At 52.4% G+C, this 2,973-nt stretch carries 1 rRNA gene; it reads left to right on the top strand.

Features of this window, described 5'->3' with window-relative positions:
- The first annotated feature begins 33 nt into the window (after positions 1-33).
- Positions 34-2,966 (top strand): 23S ribosomal RNA (locus AC2YHV_RS27490).
- Positions 2,967-2,973 lie beyond the last annotated feature (7 nt).

Below are 2,973 nucleotides of genomic sequence, written 5' to 3'. Positions count from 1 at the left end.
TTTTTTCAAAGCATCTGTAAGATCTTTTTTAACGGTTAAGTTAGAAAGGGCGCACGGTGGATGCCTTGGCACTAGGAGCCGATGAAGGACGGGACTAACACCGATATGCTTCGGGGAGCTGTAAGTAAGCTTTGATCCGGAGATTTCCGAATGGGGAAACCCACTGTTCGTAATGGAACAGTATCTTTACCTGAATACATAGGGTACTGAAGGCAGACCCGGGGAACTGAAACATCTAAGTACCCGGAGGAAGAGAAAGCAAACGCGATTTCCTGAGTAGCGGCGAGCGAAACGGAATTAGCCCAAACCAAGAGGCTTGCCTCTTGGGGTTGTAGGACACTCAACATGGAGTTACAAAGGAACGGGGTAAATGAAGCGACCTGGAAAGGTCCGTCGAAGAAGGTAAAAACCCTGTAGTTGAAACTTCGTTCCCTCCTGAGTGGATCCTGAGTACGGCGGGACACGAGAAATCCCGTCGGAAGCAGGGAGGACCATCTCCCAAGGCTAAATACTCCCTAGTGACCGATAGTGAACCAGTACCGTGAGGGAAAGGTGAAAAGCACCCCGGAAGGGGAGTGAAATAGATCCTGAAACCGTGTGCCTACAAGTAGTCAAAGCCCGTTAATGGGTAATGGCGTGCCTTTTGTAGAATGAACCGGCGAGTTACGATTTCATGCGAGGTTAAGTTGATGAGACGGAGCCGCAGCGAAAGCGAGTCTGAATAGGGCGAATGAGTATGAGGTCGTAGACCCGAAACCAGGTGATCTACCCATGTCCAGGGTGAAGTTCAGGTAACACTGAATGGAGGCCCGAACCCACGCACGTTGAAAAGTGCGGGGATGAGGTGTGGGTAGCGGAGAAATTCCAATCGAACCTGGAGATAGCTGGTTCTCTCCGAAATAGCTTTAGGGCTAGCCTCAAGATGAGAGTATTGGAGGTAGAGCACTGATTGGACTAGGGGCCCCCAACGGGTTACCGAATTCAGTCAAACTCCGAATGCCAAATACTTATTCTTGGGAGTCAGACTGCGAGTGATAAGATCCGTAGTCGAAAGGGAAACAGCCCAGACCACCAGCTAAGGTCCCAAAGTATACGTTAAGTGGAAAAGGATGTGGAGTTGCTTAGACAACCAGGATGTTGGCTTAGAAGCAGCCACCATTTAAAGAGTGCGTAATAGCTCACTGGTCGAGTGACTCCGCGCCGAAAATGTACCGGGGCTAAACGTATCACCGAAGCTGTGGATTGACACCGTATGGTGTCGATGGTAGGAGAGCGTTCTAAGGGCGTTGAAGTCAGACCGGAAGGACTGGTGGAGCGCTTAGAAGTGAGAATGCCGGTATGAGTAGCGAAAGAAGGGTGAGAATCCCTTCCACCGAATGCCTAAGGTTTCCTGAGGAAGGCTCGTCCGCTCAGGGTTAGTCGGGACCTAAGCCGAGGCCGAAAGGCGTAGGCGATGGACAACAGGTTGATATTCCTGTACCACCTATACATCGTTTGAACGATGGGGGGACGCAGAAGGATAGGGTAAGCGCGCTGTTGGATATGCGCGTCCAAGCAGTTAGGCCGGAAACGAGGCAAATCCCGTTTCCATTAAGGCGGAGCTGTGATGGCGAGGGAAATATAGTACCGAAGTTCCTGATTCCACGCTGCCAAGAAAAGCCTCTAGTGAGATGTAAGGTGCCCGTACCGCAAACCGACACAGGTAGGCGAGGAGAGAATCCTAAGGTGTGCGAGAGAACTCTCGTTAAGGAACTCGGCAAAATGACCCCGTAACTTCGGGAGAAGGGGTGCTTTTTAGGGTGAATAGCCCAGAAAAGCCGCAGTGAATAGGCCCAGGCGACTGTTTAGCAAAAACACAGGTCTCTGCGAAGCCGCAAGGCGAAGTATAGGGGCTGACACCTGCCCGGTGCTGGAAGGTTAAGGGGAGAGGTTAGCGCAAGCGAAGCTTTGAACCGAAGCCCCAGTAAACGGCGGCCGTAACTATAACGGTCCTAAGGTAGCGAAATTCCTTGTCGGGTAAGTTCCGACCCGCACGAAAGGTGTAACGATCTGGGCACTGTCTCAACGAGAGACTCGGTGAAATTATAGTACCTGTGAAGATGCAGGTTACCCGCGACAGGACGGAAAGACCCCGTGGAGCTTTACTGCAGCCTGATATTGAATTTTGGTACAGCTTGTACAGGATAGGTAGGAGCCTGAGAAGCCGGAGCGCCAGCTTCGGTGGAGGCGTTGGTGGGATACTACCCTGGCTGTATTGAAATTCTAACCCGCGCCCCTTATCGGGGTGGGAGACAGTGTCAGGTGGGCAGTTTGACTGGGGCGGTCGCCTCCTAAAGAGTAACGGAGGCGCCCAAAGGTTCCCTCAGAATGGTTGGAAATCATTCGTAGAGTGTAAAGGCACAAGGGAGCTTGACTGCGAGACCTACAAGTCGAGCAGGGACGAAAGTCGGGCTTAGTGATCCGGTGGTTCCGCATGGAAGGGCCATCGCTCAACGGATAAAAGCTACCCCGGGGATAACAGGCTTATCTCCCCCAAGAGTCCACATCGACGGGGAGGTTTGGCACCTCGATGTCGGCTCATCGCATCCTGGGGCTGTAGTCGGTCCCAAGGGTTGGGCTGTTCGCCCATTAAAGCGGTACGCGAGCTGGGTTCAGAACGTCGTGAGACAGTTCGGTCCCTATCCGTCGCGGGCGCAGGAAATTTGAGAGGAGCTGTCCTTAGTACGAGAGGACCGGGATGGACGCACCGCTGGTGTACCAGTTGTCTTGCCAAAGGCATAGCTGGGTAGCTACGTGCGGACGGGATAAGTGCTGAAAGCATCTAAGCATGAAGCCCCCCTCAAGATGAGATTTCCCATGGCGCAAGCTAGTAAGATCCCTGAAAGATGATCAGGTTGATAGGTCAGAGGTGGAAGCATGGTGACATGTGGAGCTGACTGATACTAATAGATCGAGGACTTAACCAACGCTTTT

This window comes from Peribacillus sp. SRI_006, from assembly GCF_057586375.1.
The sequence above is the reverse complement of the archived record's forward strand: the minus strand, read 5'-3'. Positions and strand labels throughout refer to the sequence as shown.